Here is a 21,689-nt window from a genome sequence, read left to right on the forward strand (position 1 = left end):
CGTGGATCACCGTGCGGCGGCGGGGAGCCGGGGGGCGGCCCGTCTTGTCATGCACGGGTGGGAACTCGCCCCCCTCGCTGTCACTCTGTGTTCACTTTCCGGGGAACGACGTGCCCGGCAGGCGGGCGCTCGCGCCAGAGCCGGAGTCCGACGTCGACGAGTTCGACCCGCGGCAGGCCGGGGACCGCGTCGAGGTCGTGCCAGGCCGCCATGTCCGTGGAGCCGTCCTGTTCGTGGCGCAGGGTGCCGCCGGTGACGGTGCCCTCGTAGACGAGGCGCAGGCCGTGGAAGTCGGCGACCGTGCCGAGCTTGCGGGGGTAGCGGCGCAGTACGGAGTGGACGCCGAGGAAGGTGACGGGGTCGACGCAGTAGCCGGTCTCCTCGTCCACTTCACGGATGACCGTGTCGTACGGGTCCTCGCCGTGGTCCATGCCGCCGCCGGGCAGGGTCCAGCGCTTGCTGCCGTCGCCCGCGACCCAGCGGGCGAGCAGGATCTGTCCGCCGCGCACGCACACGGCGTACGCCGCCACCCTCAGCTCTTTGTGCATCCCCCGACGCTAGAGGCATCCGGGCCGCCGCGCAGGGGATGTGACCGCGCGCCTTTACGGCACCTCGCGTACGGGCGGAACCACGGAGAGTTCAAGATCTCCACCGGGTCTTCAAAGAAGCGCGCGACTACGTCCGGATAGCGGGGGTTTTGCGCCGTGTGGCGTATGGCGGAAGTACGCCATGGCTTCAACCCGTCTCGGGCAACTCTCCCCAAACTGTGGTCACTTACGTAAAGCTGAGCGGTCATCCGGCACCGAATTCCGGAGCCCTTTCGAACAGCCCTCGTTGTCTCACCTTCACGTACAGGGATGCTGATGACCCCCGATCCCCAGCGCGCTCCGATATCCGGCGCGAGACGTGCGGCCCGGCTCGCGGCCGCCGCAGGCCTGGTGGCCGCGCTCACCGCGGCCGGGCCGATACCCATGGCCCTCGCCGCGGACTCCGACTCCGCCGCCGCTCCGACCGCAGACCCCGCCGTCAAGTCGGCCGGCGAAAAGCTCGGTTCGCACGACGCGGAGCTGCTCGCCGACGCCAAGGCCGACGGCAAGAAGAACGTGACCCTCATGGTCGCCACCGCCCCGGGCGCCACCGAGCAGGTGGCCGAGCAGCTCGACGCGGTCAAGGGCGGCTCCGTGGGCCGCACCTACGACAAGCTCGGCTATGTGCGGGCCACCCTGCCGACGGGCCGGGCCGAGGCCGCCATCGAGGCCGCCGCGAAGCTCGACTCCGTGCACGGCATCGACCTGCGCCAGGAGATCGAGCTCGACGACCCGACCCCGGCGGCCGACTCCGCCAAGGGCGCGTCCCGCAAGGCCACCGGGACGTACAGCGGGCCCGGGAAGAACACCCCCGCCAAGAACCCGTACAACCCGTCCTTCGAGACGGGCGCCGTCGACTTCGTGAAGGACAACCCGAAGGCGGACGGCCGCGGCGTCACCATCGGCATCCTCGACTCCGGTGTCGACCTGGGTCACCCGGCGCTGCAGAAGACCACGACCGGCGAGCGCAAGATCGTCGACTGGGTCACCGCGACCGACCCGATCGTGGACGGCGACGGCACGTGGCGGCCGATGGTCACCTCGGTGACCGGGCCCACGTTCACGTACAGCGGCCGTACCTGGAAGGCCGCTTCGGGCTCGTACGGCATCAGCGTCTTCTCGGAGGCGGCCACCGCGGGCGGCGACGCCAAGGGCGACGCGAACCGCGACGGCGACACCACCGACAAGTGGGGCGTCCTGTACGACGCCAAGGCCGGGACCGTCACGGTCGACCTGAACGACAACGGCGACTTCACCGACGACACCCCGATGAAGCCGTACAAGGACGGTTACCAGATCGGCTACTTCGGCAAGGACGACCCGTCCACCGATGTCGTGGAGCGGCAGCCGTTCGTCGTGGAGATCCGCAAGGACGTCCCCATGGACCCGTACGGCGGTGACTGGGTCGGCCAGAAGCGCGACTTCGTCAACATCGGCGTCATCGAGTCCGAGCACGGCACGCACGTCGCGGGCATCACCGCGGCCAACTCGCTGTTCGGCAACAAGAACATGAACGGTGCGGCGCCGGGCGCGAAGATCGTCTCCTCGCGCGCCTGCACCTGGTCGGGCGGCTGCACCAACGTGGCGCTCACCGAGGGCATGATCGACCTCGTCACCAAGCGCGGCGTGGACATCGTGAACATGTCGATCGGCGGTCTGCCCGCGCTGAACGACGGCAACAACGCCCGCTCCGAGCTGTACACGCGCCTCATCGACCAGTACGGCGTGCAGCTCGTGATCTCGGCCGGCAACTCCGGCCCCGGCGCGAACACCATCGGCGACCCGGGCCTGGCGGACAAGGTCATCTCCGTCGGCGCCTCGATCTCCAAGGACACCTGGGCCGCCAACTACGGCTCCAAGGTGGAGAAGTCGTACGCGATGATGCCGTTCTCGTCGCGCGGCCCGCGCGAGGACGGCGGCTTCACGCCGACCATCACCGCGCCCGGTGCGGCGATCAACACGACCCAGACCTGGCTGCCCGGTTCGCCGGTCGCCGAGGCGGGCTACTCGCTGCCGGCCGGCTACTCCATGCTGCAGGGCACCTCGATGGCGTCGCCGCAGGCCGCCGGTGCCTCCGCGCTGCTGCTGTCGGCCGCCAAGCGTGAGCGCATCGACCTGACCCCGGCGGCGCTGCGCACCGCGCTCACCTCGACCGCGGACCACATCTCGGGCGAGCAGGCGTACGCCGAGGGCTCCGGCCTCATCGACATCGAGGACGCGTGGGACGCGATCGAGGACGGGGCGAGCGCGCACACGTACACCGTGAAGGCACCCGTCGACACCGCGATCGACTACGCGCTCAAGACGCCGGGCTTCGGCACCGGCATCTACGACCGCGAGGGCGGCCTGAAGGCCGGCCAGCGCAAGACGTACGACGTGACCATCACCCGCACCTCCGGGTCCGCGAAGCCGGTGCTGCACAAGCTGTCGCTGAAGAACAACTCCGGTGACACGTTCCGCATCGCCGGGTCGAGCAGCGTCTGGCTGCCGCTGAACAAGGCCGTCACCGTGCAGGTGCAGGCCAGGCCGGAATCGGCCGGGCTGCGCAGCGCCATCCTGCGGGTGGACGACCCGCGGACCGAGGGCGTCGACCAGCAGGTCCTGGCGACCGTCGTCGTCTCGAAGCCGCTGGCCAAGCCGTCGTACACGTTCAGCGACAAGGGTTCGGTGCAGCGCAACAGCACCAAGTCGTACTTCCTGACGGTGCCCGAGGGCGCCAAGGCGCTGCAGGTGCGGATGAGCGGGCTCAAGGACACGAGCCAGACCCGCTTCATCTCCATCCACCCGTACGGCGTCCCGGTCGACGACACGTCGACGCCGAGCTGCTACCCGAACTACAACAACCCGGCCAACACCTGCCGCCCGGACCTGCGTTCGTACGCGGACCCGCAGGCCGGTGTCTGGGAGATCGAGGTCGAGTCGCGCCGTACGTCGCCGCTGCTCGACAACCCGTACACGCTGGACGCCTCGGTGCTCGGCGCGTCCTTCGACCCGGCCGTGCAGACGCTGCCCGAGGCGAAGGTCGGCACGCCGGCCGCCGTCGACTGGAAGGTGACGAACGACTTCGCCGCCATCTCCGGCGGGAAGCTGCAGGGCGGTCCGCTCGGCTCGTCGAAGTCGGCGCGGCCCACCATCGCGGACGGCGCGACGCAGACGTCGACGGTCGAGGTGCCCGCGGGCGCCGAGAAGCTCGACGTGTCCATCGGCAACGTCTCCGACCAGGCCGCCGACCTCGACCTGACGGTCTACGACAAGGACGGCAACGTCGTCGGGACGTCGGCCGACGGTGACTCGGAGGAGGCCGTGAGCATCGCGAAGCCGGCCGCCGGTACGTACACGGTGGAGGTCGCCGGGTACTCGGTGCCGTCCGGTTCGACCGCGTACGACTACGTCGACGTCTTCTTCTCGCCGTCGCTCGGCACGGTGAAGGTCGACGAGTCGACGTCCGTGTCGCTGGCCAACGGGGCGTCCACGGACGTCGCCGCCGAGGTCACGGCCGCGGCCGCCGCGCCGGAGGGCCGGGAGTTCTTCGGCCAGGTGCGGCTGCTCAACGAGCGCGGTGTCGCCGCGGGCGTCGGCAGCGTGAAGATCGAGAAGGTCACGCCGTAACGGCATGACCTGAGCGGAGAGGGGCGGTCGCCGGTGGCGGCCGCCCCTTTCCGTGTCTCAGGTGCCCGGGCCCGGCGCCCGGTCGCAGTGGAGGGCGCGGGAGCCCGGCAGGGCCTTCAGCACCATCGTGCGCAGGCGCTCGCGGTCCTTGCCCAGGGACCAGTTGTCGGGCTGCCGGCCGCCCAGGGGGATGGTGATCAGCGGCCGGTCGCCCGGTTTCAGGCGGGGGTCCACGTCGTGGTCCATCGGGAACGTGAGGGTCTTCGCGGCCCCCGACTCCGGCTTGACGGACCGGGTGACGCGGAGCGTGATCCGGTCCTGGCCGGTGCCCGGGATCTGCTCCACCTTCACCACCGTGCCCTCGGCGATGACCCGGGAGCAGGCCACGAAGCCCTCCGGGGACATGTCGGCGTTCGCGCCGCCCGCCGACTTGCCGCTGTCGGCGGCCGACTTGTCCGACGCGCCGCTCGTCTGGTTCATGGTGCCGCTCTGTGCGAGGAGCCACACCAGCCCGGTCGCCACCGACAGACCGCAGGCCGCGACGAGCCCGCCGGCCGCGAGGCGCAGCGCCCGGCGGCGGCGGACCGGCGGGGCGGGCACGGCGGCCCGCTTCGGGGCCTCTCGGGCCGCGAGCGCGTCGCCCAGGCCGCGGACCTGGTCCCGCAGCAGCGCGACGTCCGCCGCGACGGCCGCGGCGTCGGGGTCGTCGTCGGGCAGCGGTTCCCCGCTCACGGCCAGCAGGAGGAGCTGGTCCTCCCGTGCGCTGTTCTCCACGTCACACCACCTCCTGTTCGTGCAGGCAGGCCCGCAGCAGGCGGACCGCCGTGTGCAGCCGGCTCTTGACGGTGCCCTCGGGCACCCCGAGCTCGGCCGCGATGTCCCGGACCGGCAGATCGGCGTAGAAGCGCAGCACGACCACCTGCCGCTGCTGGTCCGGGAGCGCGTCGAGGCCCTGGGCGACCGCGAGCGAGAGGACGCGGGTGTCGGCGGCGTCCCGGGAGTCCTCCTGGCGCAGCGAGGCGAGCCGCTCCCCCAGGCGTTCCTGGCGGCGGCGGGCCCGGTGCCAGTCCATGGCGAGGTTCGAGGCGACGACCGCCGCCCACGCCGAGACGTCGCGCGGCGCCTCCTGCCCCTTCGCGGCCCGCTCCAGGAGCCGCAGCCGCACCTGCTGGACGCCGTCCGGCAGATCGGCGTACGGGACCCCGCCCAGCGACAGGACCGCCCGCACCCGGTCCTCGACGGCGGCGTCCAGGGGGTCGTCCGGCCGACCCCCGGGTTTTCTGCGCAGCACTGCCCCTCCCCTCCCCGCGTGTGGCCTACGACGCGGCAGGCACCCGGAACGTTCGCCTCCACCTGTGGTGAACCCCACGTGTCCCGTTCCGCGGACAATCGATTGGACAAGGCGGGCCTGGACAGACGCATCATGGACGCACCCGCCAGGCCGGATGGCCGCACGCAAGCACGGAGGAACCCCTGTGAAGGTCGGAATCGTCGGAGCCACCGGTCAGGTCGGCACGGTCATGCGCAAGATCCTCGTCGAGCGTGCCTTCCCCGTCGACGAGCTGCGTCTGTTCGCCTCGGCGCGCAGCGCCGGCTCGGTCGTGGACGGCGTGACGGTCGAGGACGCCTCGACGGCCGACTACACGGGCCTGGACATCGTGCTGTTCTCCGCCGGCGGCGCCACGTCCAAGGCCCTCGCGGAGAAGGTCGCCTCGCAGGGCGCCGTCGTCATCGACAACTCCTCGGCCTGGCGCAAGGACCCCGAGGTGCCGCTCGTCGTCTCCGAGGTCAACCCGCACGCGATCGCGGACCGCCCCAAGGGCATCATCGCCAACCCGAACTGCACGACGATGGCCGCGATGCCGGTGCTGCGTCCGCTGCACGACGAGGCGGGCCTGGAGGCCCTCGTCGTCGCCACGTACCAGGCGGTCTCCGGTTCGGGTCTGGCCGGTGTGGCCGAGCTGCACGGGCAGGCGCAGAAGGTGGTCGCCGACGCCGACAAGCTGACGCACGACGGCGAGGCCGTCGACTTCCCCGAGCCGGACGTCTACAAGCGCCCCATCGCGTTCAACGTGCTGCCGCTCGCGGGCGCCATCGTCGACGACGGTCTGAACGAGACGGACGAGGAGCAGAAGCTCCGCAACGAGTCCCGCAAGATCCTGGAGATCCCGGGCCTGAAGGTCTCCGGCACCTGCGTGCGCGTCCCGGTCTTCTCCGGCCACTCGCTCCAGGTCAACGCCCGCTTCGCCCGCCCCCTCAGCACCGAGCGCGCCACCGAGCTGCTCGCGAACGCCCCGGGCGTGGAGCTGTCCGACATCCCGACGCCGCTGCAGGCCGCGGGCAAGGACGCGTCCTTCGTGGGCCGCATCCGCGGTGACGAGACGGTCGACAACGGCCTGTCCCTGTTCATCTCGAACGACAACCTCCGCAAGGGTGCCGCGCTGAACGCGGTGCAGATCGCGGAGCTGGTGGCGCAGGAGCTGTCCGCCAAGTAGTTCCTCCGTCGCGCGAGGGGCGGTCACCGGATGCCGGTGGCCGCCCCTCGTGCGTGGGCGCCCGTCGCGGCCGCTCCGAGCGCCAGCGCCCCGCCGAGCCAGAGCACCGAGGTCACGCCGAGCCGGTCGACGGTGACGCCCCCGGTGAGCGCGCCGAGCGCGATCGCGCAGTTGAAGACCCCGGCGAACAGCCCCGACACGGCCTCGCGGGCCCCGGCCGGAGCGGCGGCGGCCAGCCAGTTCTGGCCCGCCACGGAGACACCGCCGTAGGCCAGGCCCCAGGCGCACAGCAGCGCGGCGGACGCGAGGAGCGAGCCGCCCGCGGGCACGAGCAGCAGCGTGCCGGTGCCGAGCGCGGCGGCGAGGGCGGTGAGGGTGCGGCGCGGGGCACGGGCCGCGAGGGCGCCGCCGAGGAAAGTGCCGGCGATGCCCGCGACGCCGTACGCGAGGAGCAGGGCGCCGACGAGCTGCGGGTCGAGGTCCGGTACGCGTTCCAGGAGCGGGCGCACATAGGTGTACGCGGCGAAGTGCCCGGTCACGAGGAGCAGCAGGACGGCGAGTCCGCGCCGGACGCGGCCCGTCCGCAGCGGGGCGAGCAGGGCGGCGGGGCGGGCAGCGCGTGCGGCGGGCAGCGGCGGGAGCGCGGCGCGCAGCAGTACGGCGGCGGTGAGCGCGAGGGCGCCCCCGGCCACGAACGGCCAGCGCCAGCCGGTGAGTTCACCGAGGAAGGTGCCCGCGGGCAGGCCGGCGACGGAGGCGACGGCGATGCCGCTGAAGACGACGGCCGTGGCCCGTCCGACGCGCTCGGCCGGTACGAGCCGGGGCGCGAGCCCCGCCGCGAGCGCCCAGACCCCGCCGATGCAGATGCCGACGAGGGCACGGGCGGCGAGCAGGGCGGGCAGGTCCGGGGCGAGGGCGGACAGGGTGTGGGCGGCGCCGAGCAGGACGAGGAGTGCGGTGAGGACGGTGCGGCGGTCGGTGGCGCGGGCGGCGAGCGGCAGCAGCGGCGCGGCGCAGGCGGCGACGATCCCGGGGAGGGTGACGGCGAGTCCGACGGCGCCCTCCGACCGGTGGAGTCCCGCGGCGAGCGGGCTGAGCAGTCCGACGGGCAGCATCTCCCCGGTCACGACGGTGAAGGTGGCGAGGGCGAGCGCGAGGACGGCGCCGCGTGCGCGGGCGGGAGACAAGACGTCTGCCGGGGCGGGGAGTTCGGTACCGGTGTGCATGGGATCAAGGCTTCGCCGGGCGGGCGCCGGGAACAACGGCGAAGAGCTCACCCTTCTATGAGCGGGGCTCATCGATCGTCGAGGGGGACGCGTGCCGGGTCTGGAGCTGAAGGAGCTGGAGGCCTTCCTCGCGGTCGCCGAGGAGCTGCACTTCGGGCGGGCCGGTGAGCGGCTGTACGTGTCGCAGTCCCGGGTCAGCCAGCTGCTGGCCGCGCTGGAGCGGCGGGTGGGGGCGCGGCTCGTGGAGCGGACCAGCCGGCGGGTGCGGCTCACTCCGCTCGGCGACCGCTTCCTGTCCGAACTCCGGCCCGCTTACGAGGAGTTGGGCAGTGCCGTGGAGCGGGCCCGGGAGGCGGCGCGCGGGGTGGCGGGGCGGCTGCGGGTCGGCTTCCAGGGGACCGCGGACGAGCGGCTGACGGCGGCGCTGGCGCTGTTCCAGGAGCGGCATCCGGCCTGTGCGACGGAGATCGTGGAGGTGCCGTTCGCGGATCCGTTCGGCGCGGTGCGGCACCGGGAGGTGGACCTGGCGATCGTGCTGCTGCCGGTCGAGGAGCCGGACCTGGTGCTCGGCCCGACGTTCTCGCGCGAGCGGCAGAACGTCGCGGTGTCGGTACGCCATCCGTTCGCGGCCCGGACCGGGGTGGACGCGGCCGAACTGGCCGCCGCCCCGTTGATCGGGGCGGCGGGCCCGGCGCCCGCGTACTGGCGTGCGGCCCACGCCCCGACGGCCGCGCCGGGTCCCCGGGTGCGCACGCTCCAGGAGGGTCTGACGCTGGTCGCGGCGGGGCGCGGGGCGATGCTGCTGTGCCGCCCCACCGCGGAGTACCACGGGCGGCGGGACGTGGTGCACGTGCCGGTCGCCGGGCTGCCGGACTCGGAGCTCGGCGTGGTGTGGCACCGCGACGGGGAGACGGCGCGGGTGCGGGCCTTCGCGGCGGCGCTCAGTGCGTCGGCGGGCGACGCACCGCGAAGTGCAGGCAGCCGTACTCCACCGCCCTGACGTGCACGAGTACCACGGCCGGGTCGGTGAACGCCTCGTCGAGGGCCGCGTCGAATGCGGTCGTGGCGTCGGACGGGATCTCCAGGAGGCGGCCGCCGGCGATGTGGCCGCGGGCGTCGTAGCGGCGCAGGGTGCGCAGGGCGCCGGGGCGGTCGAAGGGGTAGTGGTCCGGGTCGGGCGCGGGGCCGCCGCAGTCGTCGGCGTGCAGGAAGACCGGGCCCTGTTCGTCGTAGGCGCCCGGGTCCGCGCCGGTCCGCGCGGCCCAGCGGCGCAGGGGCGCGTACGAGACGAGGGCGATGCGCTCGCCCTCGCGGACCGGCCGGAGGCAGCAGCGCAGCGGGGAGCCCGCGTCGTCGCCGGTGGCGGCGTACGGGACGCAGGGGCGGCCCGCGTCGTCGGTGGTCCGGAGTTCCTTGAGGGCGGTGGCGTCGATGGGCAGAGCGGTGTACCTGGTCATGGCTTCAGGCTCGCTCCGCGCCCGCGTGTTCACCGGCGGAAAACGGACATCGCGTTGCCGTACCCCGCGTGGAAGGATGGCCGGAAACGTCACAAACGTAGACCGCACTAGGAGATGACCGCGTGCCTGGCACCAATCTGACCCGCGTAGAGGCGCAAGCGCGGGCGAAGCTGCTCACCGTTGACTCGTACGAGATCGATCTCGACCTCTCCGGCGCGCAGGAGGGCGGCACGTACCGGTCGGTGACCACCGTGCGCTTCGACAGCGCGGAGGGCGGCGCCGAGACCTTCATCGATCTCGTCGCCCCGGCCGTGCACGAGGCGGTGCTGAACGGGCGCTCGCTGGACGTGGCCGCCGTGTTCCGTGACTCGCGCATCGCGCTGAAGCACCTGGAGCAGGGGCCGAACGAGCTGCGGGTGGTCGCCGACTGCGCGTACACGAACACCGGCGAGGGGCTGCACCGTTTCGTCGACCCCGTCGACCAGCAGGCCTACCTGTACACGCAGTTCGAGGTGCCGGACGCGCGGCGTGTGTTCGCCTCGTTCGAGCAGCCGGACCTGAAGGCCACCTTCCAGTTCACCGTGAAGGCGCCGAGCGGCTGGACCGTGATCTCGAACGCGCCGACGCCGGAACCCAAGGACGACGTCTGGGTCTTCGAGCCGACGCAGCGCATGTCGACGTACATCACGGCGCTGATCGTCGGCCCGTACCACTCGGTGCACTCCTCGTACGAGAACGCCGAGACGGGGCAGTCGGTGCCGCTCGGCATCTACTGCCGTCCCTCGCTGGCCGAGCACCTCGACTCGGACGCGATCTTCGAGGTGACACGGCAGGGCTTCGACTGGTTCCAGGAGAAGTTCGACTACGCGTACCCGTTCGCGAAGTACGACCAGCTGTTCGTGCCGGAGTTCAACGCGGGCGCGATGGAGAACGCGGGCGCGGTCACCATCCGCGACCAGTACGTGTTCCGCTCGAAGGTGACGGACGCCGCGTACGAGGTGCGGGCGGCGACGATCCTGCACGAGCTGGCGCACATGTGGTTCGGCGACCTGGTCACCATGGAGTGGTGGAACGACCTGTGGCTGAACGAGTCGTTCGCCACCTACGCCGAGGCCGCCTGCCAGGCGTACGCGCCGGAGTCGAAGTGGCCGCACTCGTGGACCACGTTCGCCAACTCCATGAAGACGTGGGCCTACCGGCAGGACCAGCTGCCCTCCACGCACCCGATCATGGCCGAGATCAACGACCTCGACGACGTGCTCGTCAACTTCGACGGCATCACGTACGCCAAGGGCGCGAGCGTCCTCAAGCAGCTCGTCGCGTACGTCGGCATGGACGAGTTCTTCCAGGGCGTGCAGGCGTACTTCAAGCGGCACGCGTTCGGGAACACCCGCCTGTCCGACCTGCTCGGCGCTCTGGAGGAGACCAGCGGCCGGGACCTGAAGGCCTGGTCGAAGGCGTGGCTGGAGACGGCCGGCATCAACGTGCTGCGCCCGGAGATCGAGACCGACGAGCACGGTGTCATCACGTCGTTCGCGATCCGCCAGGAGGCCCCGGCGCTGCCCGAGGGCGCGAAGGGCACCTCGACGCTGCGGCCGCACCGCATCGCGATCGGCCTGTACGACCTCGACGACGACAGCGGCAAGCTGCTGCGCGGCGAGCGCCTCGAACTCGACGTCACCGCGAGCGAGTCGACGCCCGTGCCCGAGCTCGTCGGCAAGCACCGGCCGGCCGTGATCCTGCTCAACGACGACGACCTGTCGTACGCGAAGGTCCGTCTCGACGAGGACTCGCTGCGGGTCGTCACCGAGCACCTCGGCGACTTCGAGTCCTCGCTGCCGCGTGCCCTGTGCTGGGCGTCGGCCTGGGACATGACGCGCGACGCGGAGCTGTCCACCAGCGCCTACCTGGACCTGGTGCTGTCCGGCATCGCCAAGGAGTCCGACATCGGCGTCGTGCAGTCGCTGCACCGCCAGGTGAAGCTGGCGATCGACCTGTACGCGGCCCCTTCCCACCGTGACGCGCTGCTGGCCCGCTGGACCGAGGCGGCGCTGACCCATCTGCGGACCGCCGAGGCGGGCGGTGACCACCAGCTGGCGTGGGCCCGGGCGTTCGCGGCGACGGCCCGCACGCCGGAGCAGCTCGACCTGCTGGACGGTCTGCTGGAGGGCTCCCAGACCATCGAGGGCCTGGCCGTCGACACGGAGCTGCGCTGGGCGTTCGTGCAGCGGCTCGCGGCGGTCGGCCGCTTCGACGAGGCGGAGATCACCACGGAGTACGAGCGGGACCGCACGGCGGCCGGTGAGCGGCACGCGGCGACCGCCCGTGCCGCGCGTCCGACGCCGGAGGCGAAGGCGGAGGCCTGGGCCTCGGTCGTCGAGTCCGACCAGCTGCCGAACGCGGTGCAGGAAGCGGTGATCGGCGGCTTCGTCCAGACCGACCAGCGTGAGCTGCTCGCGCCGTACGCGGACAAGTACTTCGAGGCGCTCAAGGACGTGTGGGACTCGCGCTCGCACGAGATGGCGCAGCAGATCGCGGTCGGCCTGTACCCGTCGGTCCAGGTCTCCGAGGACACGCTCGCGAAGACGGCCGACTGGCTGGACTCGGCGGAGCCGAGCGCTGCGCTGCGGCGGCTGGTGTCGGAGTCGCGGGCCGGGGTCGAGCGGGCCCTGAAGGCGCAGGTCGCCGACGCGTAGGCCTCCGGCCGGTGCGGGGTCCGTCTTTCCGGGCCTCGCACCGCCCGAGTGACCTCGGTCCGTCCCGGGCCACGGGCCGGTGGGGGCTGGTCGCGCAGTTCCCCGCGCCCCTGAGATGCGCACTGCGTGCGGCATCTCATCGAGGGAGCAGCGGCGCAGCCGCATGCTCCACGGGCGCGGGGAACTACGCGACCGGCCACGACGAAAGCCGCACCCCGCGACGGATCACGTCACCCGCGGTGGAAGCGCTCGCGGAGCGTCGCCCGGCCCTCTTCCGTCAGGACGCCGTGCAGCCGCATGCGGGCGACGCCGCCGTCGGGGAAGGCGTCCAGGCGTACGTGCGTGACGACGGCCTGTGCGGCGAGCGGGAAGCGGTGGAGGGTGTCGGGCTGGAGGCGGGTGCGGGGGATGATCTCGAACCATTCGCCGGTCTCGCCGTTGCGGCCGCTCAGCGCGATCCAGCCCGCCGAGTTGCCCTTCAGGTAGGCCGTGTCGATCTCGACGGCGCGGATGGCGCCCTGCGCGGCGAGGCGGAAGCGGACCCAGTCGTTGGTGCCGTGGACGCGGCGGCGCCGGTTCTCCCAGCCGTCGTCCATCTTGCGGGAGGTGCCGGGCAGGATGATCTGGGTCGGCGACGAGTAGAACTTGTCGGACGCGTCCTCGTACACCCCGCCGTTGAGGACCGAGAGCAGGTCGAACGTGCCGAGCAGGTCGAGCCACTCGGGGTCCGGGACGACCTCGCCGTGGACGCGCAGGCGGGCGATGCCGCCGTCGGGGTGCTGGCAGACGCGGAGGTGCGTGTAGCGCCGCTCGGAGGTGACCGTGAAGGCGTTCGCCGCGTGGCCGCGGACCTGGCTGCGCGGGACGATCTCCTCCCACTTCACGTCGTCGGCGAGCAGGTCCTCGGGGCTCGGGGTGCCGGGCACTGAGGTGGCCTGGATGCTCACGCGCTGCGGGTAGTTGCCGCGGAAGTGCGCGGTGTCGACGATGACGCCGCGGATCACGCCGGGGGCGCCGAGGCGGACGATCGCCCAGTCGTGGTCCTCGGGGGCGGGGAAGGGCGAGTCGGCGGTGCCGCGGCGGCGGCGGGTCTCCCAGCCGTCCATGATCTTGCCCTTGTGCCCGAAGTGCTCGGGGTCGAAGACGGCCCGCTCGCGCACGAGGAGGTTCTCGCGCTCGGCGAAGAACTCGTCGTTGGCGGCGATGACGCCCGCGCCGAGCCGCCGGTCGGCGAGGTCGACCAGCTCGGCGAAGGCGGAGGCGTCACCGAAGGCGCGGTAGTCGGCGTACGGGTCGCCGCCGCCGTAGGGCGCGGCGTCGTTGGCGTGCGGGTCGGCGGTCTCGGCAGGTGTCGCGGGGGTCGTCGTCATGCGCCCACTGTCGAACGCGGCGACCGCACAGGTCCATCGAATGTTTTCGATATTCCTTTTCAGCTGAGCTGAACGATCACGTGGCGTGCTCCACGCGCAGCGCGTCCAGCACCCGCCGCACCGTCGCCCCCTCCTCGGCGCCTGAGCGCACGGCCGCCACCACATGCCGTACGGGACGGTCGGCGCCCAGCGCGCACATCACGACGCCGTCGCGGCGCGCGGCCGCCATCCGCGGTACGAGCGCGACCCCCATCCCTGCCTCGACCATGGCCAGGATCGCCGTCCAGCCGGCCGCGCTGTGCGCCTGCTCGGGCACGAACCCCGCGGCCTCGCACGCGGCGATGGTGATCTCGGACCAGGGCCCGGACCCGCCGAAGATCCACGGCTCCCCGGCGAGGTCGGCGAGCCGCAGGCCCGGCTCCTTCGCCAGCCGATGCCCGACCGGCAGGGCCACGTCGAGCGGGTCGGCGAGCAGCGGGACCCGGGTGAACTTGGGGTCGCGGGCCGTCGGCGCGTGCGCGGCGAGCGAGAGGGCGAGGTCGACGTCGCCGGACGCGAGCAGCTCGTAGGCCTGCGCGGCCTCGGCCTCGCGGACCCGGACGGTGATCCCGGGGTGGGCGGTGCGCAGCGCCCGTACGGCGGGCACGACGAGGGCGGGCACGGCGGTGGAGAACGCGGCGACCCGCACCGTCCCCGACTCCCCGTGCACGTAGGACGCCAACTCGGCGTCGGCGCGCTCCAGTTGGGCGAAGACGGCTTCCGCGTGTCCCAGTACGAGATGCGCCGCGTCGGTGAGCCGCACCCGGCGCCCCTGTGCTTCCAGGAGCGGCACCCCGAGCTGTTTCGCCAGATTGGTGAGCTGCTGCGAGACGGCGGAGGGCGTCATGAGGAGGGCCTGCGCGGTGGCGGTGACGGTGCCGCGCTCGCGCAGGGTGCGCAGGATGACCAGCTTCTTGACGTCCCACCGGTCCGGCCTCGGCCCTCGCTCGCTCATACGGCACAAAGTAACCCGGCCTAGGCTGGCGTCATGCAGCAGACGGTACGGATCCGGGCGGGCCGCCCGGACGAGGCGGAGCGGCTGAGCGCGCTGGCCCTGCGGTCGAAGGCGCACTGGGGGTACGACGCGGACTTCATGGCGGCGTGCGTGGCCGAGCTGACGCTCGGGGCGGACGAGGTCGCGGAGCGGCGGACGGTGGTGGCCGAGGACCGGGACGGGCGGGTGCTCGGCTTCGCGACGCTCGAAGGGCGGCCGCCGCGGGGCGAGTTGGGACTGATGTTCGTCGACCCGGACGCGATGGGCTGCGGCGTGGGCCGTCTCCTGTTCGACCAGGTGCGCGCCACGGCACGGGCCGCGGGTTTCGCCCGGTTCGGCTGGGCGGCGGACCCGAACGCCGTGCCGTTCTACGAGGCGATGGGCGGGCGGCGGGTCGGCACGATCCCGTCGGGGTCGGTGCCGGGCCGGGTGCTGCCGCTGATGGAGGCCGACCTCGGCGACGCCTAGGGAAGGGCGGCCAGCCATTCCACCAGCAGCCGGTTGACCTCGTCGGCCCGCTCCTGCTGGATCCAGTGCCCGGCCCCGTCGAGGACGTGCGAGGCGACGAGTCCGGGCAGGGTCTTCGGGAAGGCGTCGATCGCGTCGGCGAGCCACATCGTGGACGCGTCGCGCGCGCCGCCGACGAAGAGGGACGGCTGCGGGACGGGAGCGCCGTCGTAGGGCTCCAGGTCGGCCCAGTCGCGGTCCATGTTCCGGTAGCGCGCGAGGGCGCCGCCGAACCCGGTGCGTTCGAACTCGTCCGCGTAGACGTCGAGTTCGTCCTCGTCGAGCCAGCCGGGCAGCCGGCCTGCCGCGGGGAAGCGGTCCCGCAGCCGGCCGCCGCGCGGGACGAAGTGCGGGTCGGGGGCGTCCGGGCCGGGCATCGTGTCGGCGGACAGCGCCGCGTAGAACCCGGCCAGCCAGCCGCGGACGTCCGGCTCGGTCTCCGCCTCGGCGCGTCCCGGCTCCTGGAAGTACGAGACGTAGAACTCCTGCTCCCCGCCGGCCATCGCGGCGAACACCTCGCTCGGCCGCGGTCCGCCGCGCGGCGCGTACGGCACGCTCAGCAGGCCGACGGCGCGGAACACGTCGGGGCGCAGCAGCGCCGAGTTCGCGGCGATGTTCGCTCCCCAGTCGTGGCCGACGACGACCGCGCTCTCCTCGCCGAGGGCGCGCACCACGGCGGCGCTGTCCTCGACGAGTTCCGTCATCCGGTAGGCCTCGGTGGCGGCGGGCCGGGAGGAGCGCCCGTATCCGCGGACGTCGACGGCGACGGCCCGGTACCCGGCCGCGGCCAGGGCCGGGAGCTGGCGCCGCCAGGAGTACCAGGACTCGGGGAAGCCGTGCAGGAGCAGGACGAGCGGGCCGGTGCCCTGCTCCACGAGGTGGGTGCGGCCGGCGGGCGTGGGGACGAGGCGGTGGACCGGGGCGGCGGGCGGCTGCGTCATGGGGACCTCCGGGAGGGGCGGCACTGCGGTGCTCCGATCGTCTCCCCGACCGGTCCGCGGCGCCGCGCCTTGTTGCCGGTCCGGCAAATTCAGCGGGTTCCACCGGGTCGCCGGGCCGCCGAGGCGAGCACGACGCCGCCCAGGATCAGACCCATGCACAGCAGCTGCGCCCAGCCCGTCGCCTCGCCGAGCACGGCGTAGGAGAGCAGGGCCACACAGACCGGCTGGAGGTAGTAGACGGCTCCGGCGCGGGCGGCGCCCACCAGCGCGATCGCCTTGTTCCAGGCGAAGAAGGCGACGGCCGAGGAGACCACGCCGACGTACAGCAGCGGGCCGACGGTGCCGGGTCGCGCCTCGAAGCCGCCCTGCACCGCAAGGCTCACCCCGTACGCGGGCAGCAGCATGAGCGCGCCGAGCACGAAGGTCGCGAACAGGAACGCCACGCCGCCGATCTCCTGGGGCCTGCGGCGCAGCAGTGCGCTGTACGAGCCGAAGCAGACGGCCGCGGCGACCACCCACAGGTCGCCGGGGGCGAAGTCGGGGGTGGGCGAGCCCTTGCTGACGAGGAGCACGACTCCGGCGCAGGCCAGCAGGGTTCCGGTGACGCGGCGGGCGCCGAGGCGGGCCCCGCCGAGCCGTTCGTACAGCGCCATGAGCACCGGGGACGCCGCCATGATCATGCCCATGTTGCCGGCGGAGGTGGTCAGTCCCGCCTGGTTGACGAGGGTGTTGTAGACGGTGACGCCGAGGAGCGCGGCCAGCGTGACGTAGCCCAAGTGCCTGCGTATCAGGGCCCGTTCGCGCCAGGCCGCGCGGATCCCGAACGGGGCGAGCGCCACGATCGCGACGATCCAGCGCCAGAACGCGTGCTGGACCGGCGGCACGCTGTCGTGCAGGGCGCGGGAGGTGACGAAGCTGCCGGACCAGACGACGGTGGCGAGGGCGGCGAGGGCGAGTCCGGCACCGAGCCCTCCGGCCGCGCGGCCGGGGGCCGCGCTCGGCGCCACAGGGGTGCGGGTTCGGTCCAGGACGGCCATCGGAGTCCTCTCGTGCGGGGTGTCTGCGGGTACGGAGCTACCGTCGCAGCACGTCACCCATCACGTCCATCGAATGTTTTCGCTGATTACGTTCAGCAGATCTGAACATTCGAGCGGGGAGCTGGCCGGTCACGGTCGCCCCGAACGCCAGCGCCATACCGGCCAGTTGGACCGCCGTCAGGCTCTGTCCCAGTGCCACCCAGCCGATCACCGCCGCCGTCAGCGGTGAGAGCGGGCCGAGGAAGGTGACCTGGGTGGCGGTGAGGCGGCCGATGCCGCGGAACCAGAGCCAGTACGCGACCGCCGTGTTGGCCAGCGCGAGGTACGCGTAGCCGGTCAGGGCCCGGCCGTCCAGGGCCGGCGGCGCGCCCTCGACCGCGAGCGCGAGCGGCGCGATCAGCAGTCCGCCCGCCGTCAGCTGCCAGCCGGTCAGCGCCAGCGGGCCGGCGCCCTCGGGGCGGCCCCACTTCTTCGTCAGGACCGTGCCCGTCGACATCGACGCCGTCGAGGCGAGGGCCGCCGCGACGCCGAGCGCGTCGAGCGCGCCCGCGGCCCGCAGCACCACGAGGCTGACGCCGAGCGCGGCCACGGCCCCGGTCACCAGCGTGCGCCGCGAGGGGCGCCGGCCGAGCAGGCCCGCCGACAGGCCCGCCACGAACAGCGGGCCGAGGGAGCCGACCACGGCGGCGAGACCGCCCGGCAGCCGGTACGCGGACAGGAACAGCAGGGGGAAGAACGCGCCGATGTTCAGCGCGCCCAGGACCGCCGCCTTCCACCACCACTCCCCCGTCGGCAGCCGGCGCGCCAGCGCGAGGAGCAGCAGCCCGGCGGGCAGGGCGCGCACCGCCGCCGTGAACAACGGGCGGTCCGGCGGCAGCAGTTCGGTCGTCACCGCGTAGGTGGAGCCCCAGGAGACGGGGGCGAGCGCGGTCAGCAGCACCACGGTCGCCCGGTTCACGACGCCACCGCCACCGGCTCGCGCACGGCCCGCGGGGCGCGCGCCACGACGACCGACTCCACCGGCAGCCGCCGCTCGACGCGGATCAGCAGCCCGGCCGCCACGGCGGAGGTGGCGATCAGGAACAGCCACGGCACCCGGCCGTCGAGGGCGAGCAGGCCGGTGAAGAGCGAGGGCGAGACCGCCTTGGCCAGGGACCAGGACAGCTGGTAGGCCGCGAGGTAGCGGCCGCGGGCCCGCTCCGGCGCCGCGGAGACCGCGAGGACCTCGGCGGCCGGGCTGTGCACCAGCTCGCCGAGCGTGTAGACGACGACCAGGACGACCAGGGCCGTACCGACGGGCCAGGCACCGTCCGGCCGGGCCGTGCCGAGCACCGCGAGGCCCGCGAACGACGCGGCGAACAGCATCCCGCCGAGTGCCGCCGCGCGGGTGCGGCGTGCTCCGGCGCCGCGCACCCGGCCCGCGACGAACATCCCGGCGACCGCGCACAGCACCGTGTTGACCGTGAACGCCGTGCCGGTGAGCGCCGCCGGGCCGTGCAGCCACTGCACGACGAACAGCGGGAAGAGCACCGAAAGGGCCGAGTAGGACAGGGCGTTGAGGAAGTTGGCGCCGGTCAGGACCAGAAAGGGGCGGTCGGCCGCGACCAGCCGGTAGCCCGCTGCGCGCCGGGGGCCCGCTTGGGTGCGCACCGGTCGCAGCGGGATCAGCAGCAGCGCCGCCGCCGCGAACGTCAGCGCGTTGCCCCAGGCCGCGTACGTGTACGCGCCGGGGCCCGCGACCGCGATGAGCAGCGTCGCGAGCAGCGCGCCCGCGCCGCTGCCGCCGTTGGTGAGCGCGCGCAGGGCCGCCTGGAGCCGGTCGCGGTCGGCGCCGCGTGCCACCTCGCCGATGAGCGCGGACTGCGCGGCGGGGAAGGCCCGGTCGGCGGCCGCCGTCATGAAGGCCACCGCGGCGAAGGCGGGCAGCGAGTGGGCCGCCGGATAGAGCAGGAAGCCGGCGGCCCGGACCGCGTAGAGCGCGTACTGGACGGGACGCGCCCCGAACCGGTCGACCGCCGCGCCGGCCAGCGGCAGCGCGCCCATCCCGGCCAGGCCCGTCACGGTGAGGACGGTGCCGACGACCGGGAACGACAGGCCGGTGACGTAGTGGAAGAAGACCAGGGTGAACGGGACGTACATGCCGTTGCCGATGCCGTTCACGGCGGCGGCGAAGGTCATGGACCGTTCGCCGGGTATGCGGCGCTTGTTCTTCACCGGATTCACCGGGACCCCCTCAAGTAGCTCGATGGAAAGTAGCTTAGCCGCAAGCTACTTTTCGTCAAGCAACTTTCTTGCCCGGGAGCGAGAAGCCTCGGATACTCGGGGTCATGACTGACAAGGACGCCGTCGACGCGATCGTCGACCAGTGGGCGACGGTGCGGCCGGACCTGGACACCACCGCCATGGAGGTCTTCGGACGCGTCTACCGGCTGGCCCGGGGCATGGGCGACCGGATCGAGAAGACGTACGCGCGACTCGGCATCTCCCGCGGCGAGTTCGACGTGCTGGCGACCCTGCGCCGCGCCGACGCCCCCTACACCCTCTCGCCGCGCCAGCTGTCGGCCACGCTGATGCTGACCACGGGCGGCATGACCGGGCGCCTCGACAAGCTGGAGCGGCGGAACCTGGTGCGCCGCTCCCCCGACCCGCACGACCGGCGCGGACTGCACGTCACCCTGACCGACGAGGGCCTGGCGATCGTGGACGAGGCCGTGGGCGCCGGCCTCGACGTCCAGCGCAAGGCCCTGGAAGCGGCGCTCGACGGTCCTCAGGCCCAGCAACTGTCCGATCTGCTGCGGCAGTTGCTGGCGACCACCGCTCCCGGCGAGTAGTGGGCCTCAGCCCTCCAGGTACGCCAGTACGGCCAGCACCCGGCGGTTGTCGCTCTCGCCGGGCAGCAGGCCGAGCTTCGTGAAGATGTTGCCGATGTGCTTGGCCACGGCCTTCTCGGTGACGAACAGCGCCTCCGCCACCCCCGCGTTGGACCGCCCCTGCGCGAGCAGGCCGAGCACCTCGCGCTCCCGGGCGGTCAGGGAGCCGAGGCGCCGGTCGCGGACCTTGCGGGCCAGCAGCTTCGAGACGACCTCGGGGTCCATCACGGTGCCGCCGCCGGCGACCTGCCCGATGGTGCGCAGGAACTCGGCGCCGTTCGTCACCCGGTCCTTCAGGACGTAGCCGACCGCGCCGGCGCCGTCCGCCAGCAACTCCCTGGCGTACAAGGGCTCCACGTACTGCGAGAGCAGCAGCACCGGGAGCCCCGGCACCTGTTCGCGTGCGGCGAGGGCCGCGCGCAGGCCCTCGTCGCTGAAGTCCGGGGGCAGCCGGACGTCGACGATCGCGACGTCGGGCCGCTCCGCGACGAGGACCTTGCGCAGTTCGGGACCGTTGTCGACGGCGGCGGCGACCTCGTGGCCGTACGCGCCGAGGAGCCGGACGAGACCGTCCCTCAGCAGGAAGTGGTCTTCGGCGACGACAACGCGCACGGCACCTCCATCGAGATCTGCGTCGGACCGCCGGCCGGGCTGTTGACCGCGAGGACGCCGTCGAAGGTGGCCAGGCGGCGCTCGATCCCGGCGAGGCCGCTGCCCCGGGACGGATGCGCGCCGCCGTGCCCGTCGTCGGTGACGCCGACGCGCAGGGCCGAGCGCGCGGTGTCGTAGCCGATGTCGATCCACAGCCGTTCGGCGTCCGCGTGCTTGGCCGCGTTCGTGACGGCCTCGGCGACCGCGAAGTACACGGCCGACTCGACGGGCGGCTCGGGGCGGGCCGGCAGGTCGACGGTGACCTCCGTGTCCAGCGGGCTCAGCAGCGCCAACGACCGCACGGCGTCGGCCAGTCCGCGGTCGGCGAGGACCGGCGGGTGGATGCCGCGGACCAGGTCGCGCAGTTCCTTCAACGCGGCCGACGAGGAGGCACGGGCCTCGGCGAGCAGCGTCCGTACGGCCTCCGGGTCGTCCTTCAGCCGGTGCTCGGCGGCGTCCAGCGTCATGCCCATCGCCACCAGGCGGGCCTGGGCGCCGTCGTGCAGGTCCCTTTCGATGCGGCGCAGTTCGGCCGCGGAGGTGTCGACGGCGTCGGAGCGGGTCGCGGACAGATGGGCGATGCGGGCGGCCATCATCTCCTGCTCGCCGGGGGCGAGGGTCGCGCGGACGAAGCGGGCGTGCCGGTCGACCATGGCGGGCGCGATCCCGAGGCCGGTCGCGGCGACGACGAGTCCGAGCAGACCCGCCATCAGGGCCGTGGGGACGTCCGTCACGTGGATGATCGTGTACCAGAGGCCGTCCCAGCCGGTGCCCCGGTCGGCGAGGTACGGGCCGAAGAACGCGAGGAAGACGCCCCACAGTCCGTAGCCGACGAGGCCGACGGGAAGGCCGGCGACGAGTCCGGCGGCGAACGAGTACAGCGTGATCCAGCGCCACTCGCGCAGCCGCTGCGGGTCCTCCAGGAGCCACCGGTAACGGGCCACGACCCCGCGCCGCTCCGTGCCGTGCCCGTCCCGCGCGGCGGGCGGCGCCTCGACGGTGATCCCCGACCAGGCGGCGGCCAGCTTCCGCTCCCGGTCCACGAGGCGGCGCATCCCCGCCGCGGCCCGCGGCAGCCACCCCGGCACGGGCGTCCACAACGCCGTCCCGACCATCGCCGACCAGTGCATCGCCGCCACCGAGAGCCACCACAACCGGTAGCACCTCCTGAGCGCCACGACCCGCTCCATGTCCCCCAACTCCCCTGCTC

19 protein-coding genes are annotated in these 21,689 nt (G+C 73.1%); 6 read left to right on the forward strand and 13 right to left on the reverse strand.

The features are described from left to right. Nucleotides 1–80: 80 nt before the first annotated feature. The gene (locus ACVHNB_RS34430; RefSeq protein ID WP_428954676.1) at nt 81–548 is read right to left on the reverse strand and encodes an NUDIX hydrolase; all 468 of its coding nucleotides are present in this window, start codon (nt 546–548) and stop codon (nt 81–83) included. A gap of 315 nt (nt 549–863) precedes the next feature. On the opposite strand from ACVHNB_RS34430, the gene ACVHNB_RS34435 reads away from it, so the two are divergent. Continuing rightward, on the forward strand, nt 864–4,196 hold the full coding sequence (locus ACVHNB_RS34435; protein WP_428954675.1) for a S8 family serine peptidase: 3,333 nt from the start codon (nt 864–866) through the stop codon (nt 4,194–4,196). A gap of 57 nt (nt 4,197–4,253) precedes the next feature. Here the strand turns inward: ACVHNB_RS34435 and ACVHNB_RS34440 are convergent, their stop codons facing one another. Together ACVHNB_RS34440 and ACVHNB_RS34445 are read right to left on the reverse strand one after the other, a co-directional pair. Further along, nucleotides 4,254–4,970, reverse strand: coding sequence for a hypothetical protein (locus ACVHNB_RS34440; protein ID WP_428954674.1), 717 nt, complete (start codon nt 4,968–4,970; stop codon nt 4,254–4,256). 1 nt (nt 4,971) lies between these two features. Next, nucleotides 4,972–5,487 carry a sigma-70 family RNA polymerase sigma factor gene (locus tag ACVHNB_RS34445; protein WP_428954673.1) on the reverse strand — a complete coding sequence of 172 codons (516 nt, stop codon included), beginning with the start codon at nt 5,485–5,487 and terminating at the stop codon, nt 4,972–4,974. A 184-nt stretch (nt 5,488–5,671) separates the two neighbouring features. Here ACVHNB_RS34445 and ACVHNB_RS34450 point away from each other — a divergent pair, with 184 nt between their 5' ends. After that, on the forward strand, nt 5,672–6,691 hold the full coding sequence (locus tag ACVHNB_RS34450; protein WP_428954672.1) for an aspartate-semialdehyde dehydrogenase: 1,020 nt from the start codon (nt 5,672–5,674) through the stop codon (nt 6,689–6,691). A 23-nt stretch (nt 6,692–6,714) separates the two neighbouring features. Here ACVHNB_RS34450 and ACVHNB_RS34455 read toward each other — a convergent pair whose 3' ends face one another. Continuing rightward, a complete protein-coding gene (locus ACVHNB_RS34455) occupies nt 6,715–7,917 on the reverse strand; it encodes an MFS transporter (protein ID WP_428954671.1) in 1,203 nt (400 codons plus the stop codon). 91 nt (nt 7,918–8,008) lie between these two features. Between ACVHNB_RS34455 and ACVHNB_RS34460 the strand changes: the two genes are divergently transcribed. After that, entirely contained in the window at nt 8,009–8,917 is a 909-nt protein-coding gene (locus ACVHNB_RS34460) for a LysR family transcriptional regulator (protein ID WP_428954670.1), read from the forward strand. Here ACVHNB_RS34460 and ACVHNB_RS34465 read toward each other — a convergent pair. Then, on the reverse strand, nt 8,859–9,374 hold the full coding sequence (locus ACVHNB_RS34465) for a DUF1203 domain-containing protein (RefSeq protein WP_428954669.1): 516 nt from the start codon (nt 9,372–9,374) through the stop codon (nt 8,859–8,861). The two genes, ACVHNB_RS34460 and ACVHNB_RS34465, sit on opposite strands and share 59 nt — an antisense overlap. Before the next feature lie 122 nt (nt 9,375–9,496). On the opposite strand from ACVHNB_RS34465, the gene pepN reads away from it, so the two are divergent. Next, nucleotides 9,497–12,070, forward strand: a complete 2,574-nt coding sequence (pepN, locus tag ACVHNB_RS34470) for an aminopeptidase N (RefSeq protein ID WP_428954668.1) — start codon at nt 9,497–9,499, stop codon at nt 12,068–12,070. A 230-nt stretch (nt 12,071–12,300) separates the two neighbouring features. Here pepN and alc read toward each other — a convergent pair whose 3' ends face one another. Then, a complete protein-coding gene (alc, locus tag ACVHNB_RS34475) occupies nt 12,301–13,440 on the reverse strand; it encodes an allantoicase (RefSeq protein WP_428954667.1) in 1,140 nt (379 codons plus the stop codon). Nucleotides 13,441–13,516: 76 nt separating this feature from the next. Then, nucleotides 13,517–14,434, reverse strand: a complete 918-nt coding sequence (locus tag ACVHNB_RS34480; protein WP_428954666.1) for a LysR family transcriptional regulator — start codon at nt 14,432–14,434, stop codon at nt 13,517–13,519. A 33-nt stretch (nt 14,435–14,467) separates the two neighbouring features. Here ACVHNB_RS34480 and ACVHNB_RS34485 point away from each other — a divergent pair, with 33 nt between their 5' ends. Beyond that, complete coding sequence (locus ACVHNB_RS34485) at nt 14,468–14,941, forward strand: GNAT family N-acetyltransferase (protein WP_428954665.1); 474 nt, start codon at nt 14,468–14,470, stop codon at nt 14,939–14,941. Here ACVHNB_RS34485 and ACVHNB_RS34490 read toward each other — a convergent pair. The 4 genes from ACVHNB_RS34490 to ACVHNB_RS34505 all read right to left on the reverse strand — a co-directional run bounded on the left by ACVHNB_RS34490 (nt 14,938) and on the right by ACVHNB_RS34505 (nt 19,181). Next, nucleotides 14,938–15,921 (reverse strand): alpha/beta fold hydrolase, encoded by a 984-nt coding sequence (locus ACVHNB_RS34490; protein WP_456226676.1) that lies wholly within the window; start codon nt 15,919–15,921, stop codon nt 14,938–14,940. The genes ACVHNB_RS34485 and ACVHNB_RS34490 overlap by 4 nt on opposite strands. 89 nt (nt 15,922–16,010) lie before the next feature. Further along, the gene (locus ACVHNB_RS34495; RefSeq protein ID WP_456226677.1) at nt 16,011–16,958 is read right to left on the reverse strand and encodes a DMT family transporter; all 948 of its coding nucleotides are present in this window, start codon (nt 16,956–16,958) and stop codon (nt 16,011–16,013) included. Between the two features lie 37 nt (nt 16,959–16,995). After that, on the reverse strand, nt 16,996–17,916 hold the full coding sequence (locus tag ACVHNB_RS34500) for an EamA family transporter (protein ID WP_428954662.1): 921 nt from the start codon (nt 17,914–17,916) through the stop codon (nt 16,996–16,998). Beyond that, nucleotides 17,913–19,181: an MFS transporter gene (locus ACVHNB_RS34505; RefSeq protein WP_456226678.1), complete on the reverse strand. Its 1,269-nt coding sequence runs from the start codon at nt 19,179–19,181 to the stop codon at nt 17,913–17,915. Before ACVHNB_RS34505 ends, ACVHNB_RS34500 begins: the two co-directional genes overlap by 4 nt. A gap of 104 nt (nt 19,182–19,285) precedes the next feature. On the opposite strand from ACVHNB_RS34505, the gene ACVHNB_RS34510 reads away from it, so the two are divergent. Next, on the forward strand, nt 19,286–19,789 hold the full coding sequence (locus ACVHNB_RS34510; RefSeq protein WP_428954660.1) for a MarR family winged helix-turn-helix transcriptional regulator: 504 nt from the start codon (nt 19,286–19,288) through the stop codon (nt 19,787–19,789). A gap of 6 nt (nt 19,790–19,795) precedes the next feature. Here the strand turns inward: ACVHNB_RS34510 and ACVHNB_RS34515 are convergent, their stop codons facing one another. Both ACVHNB_RS34515 and ACVHNB_RS34520 read right to left on the reverse strand, forming a co-directional pair. Continuing rightward, the gene (locus ACVHNB_RS34515) at nt 19,796–20,440 is read right to left on the reverse strand and encodes a LuxR C-terminal-related transcriptional regulator (RefSeq protein WP_428954659.1); all 645 of its coding nucleotides are present in this window, start codon (nt 20,438–20,440) and stop codon (nt 19,796–19,798) included. After that, nucleotides 20,404–21,657, reverse strand: a complete 1,254-nt coding sequence (locus tag ACVHNB_RS34520) for a sensor histidine kinase (protein ID WP_428954658.1) — start codon at nt 21,655–21,657, stop codon at nt 20,404–20,406. The genes ACVHNB_RS34515 and ACVHNB_RS34520 overlap by 37 nt, the downstream gene beginning before the upstream one ends. Nucleotides 21,658–21,689: the final 32 nt, after the last annotated feature.

This window comes from Streptomyces sp. YJ-C3 (genome assembly GCF_053891275.1).

Excerpts from the sequence above, each read along its gene's own strand:
- ACVHNB_RS34485 (WP_428954665.1), top strand. The coding sequence starts at position 14,468 with ATGCAGCAGACGGTACGGATCCGGGCGGGCCGCCCGGACGAGGCGGAG.
- ACVHNB_RS34465 (WP_428954669.1), bottom strand. The coding sequence starts at position 9,374 with ATGACCAGGTACACCGCTCTGCCCATCGACGCCACCGCCCTCAAGGAA.
- ACVHNB_RS34510 (WP_428954660.1), top strand. The coding sequence starts at position 19,286 with ATGACTGACAAGGACGCCGTCGACGCGATCGTCGACCAGTGGGCGACG.
- ACVHNB_RS34430 (WP_428954676.1), bottom strand. The coding sequence starts at position 548 with ATGCACAAAGAGCTGAGGGTGGCGGCGTACGCCGTGTGCGTGCGCGGC.
- ACVHNB_RS34455 (WP_428954671.1), bottom strand. The coding sequence starts at position 7,917 with ATGCACACCGGTACCGAACTCCCCGCCCCGGCAGACGTCTTGTCTCCC.
- ACVHNB_RS34480 (WP_428954666.1), bottom strand. The coding sequence starts at position 14,434 with ATGAGCGAGCGAGGGCCGAGGCCGGACCGGTGGGACGTCAAGAAGCTG.
- ACVHNB_RS34495 (WP_456226677.1), bottom strand. The coding sequence starts at position 16,958 with ATGGCCGTCCTGGACCGAACCCGCACCCCTGTGGCGCCGAGCGCGGCC.
- ACVHNB_RS34435 (WP_428954675.1), top strand. The coding sequence starts at position 864 with ATGACCCCCGATCCCCAGCGCGCTCCGATATCCGGCGCGAGACGTGCG.
- alc (WP_428954667.1), bottom strand. The coding sequence starts at position 13,440 with ATGACGACGACCCCCGCGACACCTGCCGAGACCGCCGACCCGCACGCC.
- ACVHNB_RS34490 (WP_456226676.1), bottom strand. The coding sequence starts at position 15,921 with ATGACGCAGCCGCCCGCCGCCCCGGTCCACCGCCTCGTCCCCACGCCC.